The following is a 3,048-nucleotide window of genomic DNA, read 5'->3' on the forward strand; positions in this document are numbered from 1 at the left end:
ACTGGATGTCGCCGCTCGCACCCGAAGAGACCTTGTCATAGCCGAAGATCACTTCCTCGGCGACGCGGCCACCCATCGAGACGGCCAGGTTCGCATACATCTTGTCGCGGTGATAGCTGTACACGTCGCGCTCGGGCAGACGCATCACCATGCCCAGCGCGCGACCACGCGGAATGATCGTCGCCTTGTGGATCGGGTCCGATGCAGGCTCGTGCACCGCGACGATGGCGTGGCCGGCCTCGTGATAGGCGGTCATGCGCTTCTCGTCCTCGGTCATCACCATGGACTTGCGCTCGGCGCCCATCATGACCTTGTCCTTGGCCGCCTCGAACTCGCTCATCGCGACCAGGCGCTTGCCCCGGCGCGCGGCGAGCAGCGCCGCCTCGTTGACCAGATTGGCAAGATCCGCACCCGAAAAGCCGGGGGTGCCCCGCGCGATGGTGCGCGCGTTGACATCGGGTGCCAGCGGCACCTTCTTCATGTGCACCTGCAGGATCTTCTCGCGACCTTCGATATCGGGCACCGGCACCACAACCTGGCGGTCGAAACGGCCCGGACGCAGCAGCGCGGGGTCGAGCACATCGGGCCGGTTGGTCGCCGCGATGATGATGATGCCTTCGTTGGCCTCGAAACCGTCCATCTCGACGAGCAGCTGGTTGAGCGTCTGCTCGCGTTCGTCGTTCGAATTGCCGAGGCCCGAACCGCGATGGCGACCGACGGCGTCGATTTCGTCGATGAAGACGATGCACGGCGCGTTCTTCTTCGCCTGTTCGAACATGTCGCGCACGCGGCTCGCGCCGACGCCGACGAACATCTCGACAAAGTCCGAACCCGAAATGGTGAAGAATGGCACGCCCGCCTCACCCGCGATGGCGCGGGCGAGCAGCGTCTTTCCGGTGCCGGGCGAGCCGACCAGCAGCGCGCCCTTGGGAATCTGTCCGCCGAGCCGCGCAAACTTGCTGGGATCGCGCAGGAACTCGACGATCTCCTGCAATTCCTCGCGCGCCTCGTCGATACCGGCGACGTCGGCAAAGGTCACCTTGCCGGCCTTTTCGGTGAGCAGCTTGGCCTTGGACTTGCCGAAGCCCATAGCGCCGCTCGCCCCGCCGCCTTTCTGGACCTGGCGCAGCACGAAGAAAGCGATCGCGATGATCAGGATGAACGGCAGCGACTGGAACAGGATCGCGACGAGCAGGCTCGGCTGCTCGATCGCCTTGCCGCTATAGTCCACGCCCTTCTCCTCGAGCAGCGGGATCAGCGTCGGGTCGTTCTCGACGCGCACGGCGGAGAACGCTTCGTCATTGACATAGGTGCCGGTCACACGGTCGGACGAGATGACCACATTCTTGACCTGGCCATCGGCCACGCGATCGCGGAAGGTCGAATAGCTGATCGAACTGCCGCGATCGGCCGAGCCGCGCGTATCGATGAGCGAAACGACCACGAGCAGGCCAATGATCACCCCCGCCCAGATGAGCATGTTCTTCATCCAGCCGTTCTGGTTCGAACCGGGATCCTGATCGTCGTTCATCACAAAGCCTTTGCAGCCATCAACCATGATCAAGATAGGCTGCTAATCCTGAATGACAATATAATCCGCCCGCGCTTTGGCGTGCGATCGTCATTATTCTGCCGCATCGGGCCTTGCAGAAGCGCCGCGCGGCGGGGCCGGGCGCAGATGCCAGCCCTGCCCGTCCGCTGCCGGGCCGCACAGCACATCGCCGATCATTGCCTGCCCCCCTCGCTGGAGCGTCTGCAACAGCCGGTCGAGCGCGGGGCCGCGCACTGTGATATCGCTCTGGACCCGCGCCAACGCGAGCAGCAGCAGTCGCCGCAGCAGCGCGGGCGGGTAATCGGTCTGCACCAGGCGCACACCCGCGGGAACGCGCACCAGCACGGCCTCGGCCTCGCGCATGGCGATCCAGTCGAGCGCCTCGCTCGCTTCGGCCAGCGCGCTGGCCGATCGCCCGGCTATCAGGGGATCGACCGCGTCGAAGCCCTGCAAGGCCTGACGCATCCTGACCCGGTCGTAATCGGGATTGGCATTGCTCGGGTCCTGGACAAAGGGGATCCCGCGACCCTCGCAATGCGCGACCAGCTCGGCCTTGCGAAAGCCGAGCAGCGGACGCGAGGCGCATCAGGACCGTCTCGAGCTGATCGTCGGCATGATGCGCGGTGACGATGAATGCCGCGTCGATCGAATCCGCATGCGCCTCCAGCAGCGCATAGCGCGCCGCGCGCGCCGCCGATTGCACGCTGCCGGTGATCGGCGTCGCAGGCCGGAGCAGCGCATGATCGATAGCGTTATTCGCGCAATGGTCCGCAACCATGGCGGCCTCATCGACGCTTTCGGGACGAAGCCCATGGTCGACCGTGGCGGCATGGACCGGCCCCGGCCAACTGCTGGCGATCAGGTCGAGCATCGCCATGCTGTCCGGCCCGCCCGAGACGGCGAGCAGAAGCCGGGCATCGCGTGCTTCGGTGAGCCGGGTGAGCGCCGCGACGACGCGTGTCAGGTCCGCGTCACTTGCATCCGGCATTGCGGCGCCCGGCGACGAGCCGGTCCGACAGGCGCCCTGCCGCCACCTCGGGATAGACTTCTGCCAGCTCGGCAAAGGCCACGCAGGCCTTCGGCTTCTCGTTCAGCTTGATCAGGGATTCGCCCAGGAAATAGAGGCTCTCGGGTGCGCGATCGCCCTTGGGTTCCTTCTCGTAATTCTCGGCGAACATCTTGGCCGCGGCACTGGGCTTGCCATCGTCGAGATAGGCGCGCCCCAGCAGGTTGCGGGTATAGCTGGAGCGCTTGTGCCTGGGATGCTTTTCCAGCGTGAAGCGAAGCTGCGCCTGCGCCTCGGGGAAGAATTTCGCTTCCCACAGGCGATAGCCATACAGATAGGCATCCTCGCCCGCATCGGCGCTTTGCGGCTTTTCGATCTTCGAGACCGCTGCGATGCGTTCGGCGCTGGGTGCGGCCGCAGCCGTGGTCGCAGCGGCGGGCGTGACCGGACGCGTGGTCGCGCCACCCGCGCCGGGCGCGCTCGGCGTGAC

Annotated in this window: 3 protein-coding genes and 1 pseudogene; all 4 read right to left on the reverse strand. The window is 65.8% G+C overall.

Features of this window, described 5'->3' with window-relative positions; all coding sequences use genetic code 11:
* A partial coding sequence (gene ftsH, locus DM995_RS05750) for an ATP-dependent zinc metalloprotease FtsH (RefSeq protein WP_157973272.1) occupies positions 1 to 1,531 on the reverse strand: 1,531 nt, incomplete at its 3' end.
* A 93-nt stretch (positions 1,532 to 1,624) separates the two neighbouring features.
* On the reverse strand, positions 1,625 to 2,017 hold the full coding sequence (locus DM995_RS22140) for a hypothetical protein (protein ID WP_232824515.1): 393 nt from the start codon (positions 2,015 to 2,017) through the stop codon (positions 1,625 to 1,627).
* A gap of 45 nt (positions 2,018 to 2,062) precedes the next feature.
* Positions 2,063 to 2,540: pseudogene (tilS, locus tag DM995_RS22735) on the reverse strand (tRNA lysidine(34) synthetase TilS); the annotation flags it as partial.
* Positions 2,524 to 3,048, reverse strand: a 525-nt coding sequence (locus DM995_RS05760; protein ID WP_157973273.1) for a tetratricopeptide repeat protein, incomplete at its 5' end; no start/stop codon positions are given. The pseudogene tilS and the gene DM995_RS05760, both read right to left, overlap by 17 nt.

The organism is Blastomonas sp. UPD001, from assembly GCF_003426715.1.
Lineage (GTDB): Bacteria > Pseudomonadota > Alphaproteobacteria > Sphingomonadales > Sphingomonadaceae > Blastomonas.

Bases quoted from the DNA above. Each gene is read 5' to 3' on its own strand.
- DM995_RS22140 (WP_232824515.1), bottom strand. From the start codon at position 2,017: ATGCGTCAGGCCTTGCAGGGCTTCGACGCGGTCGATCCCCTGATAGCC.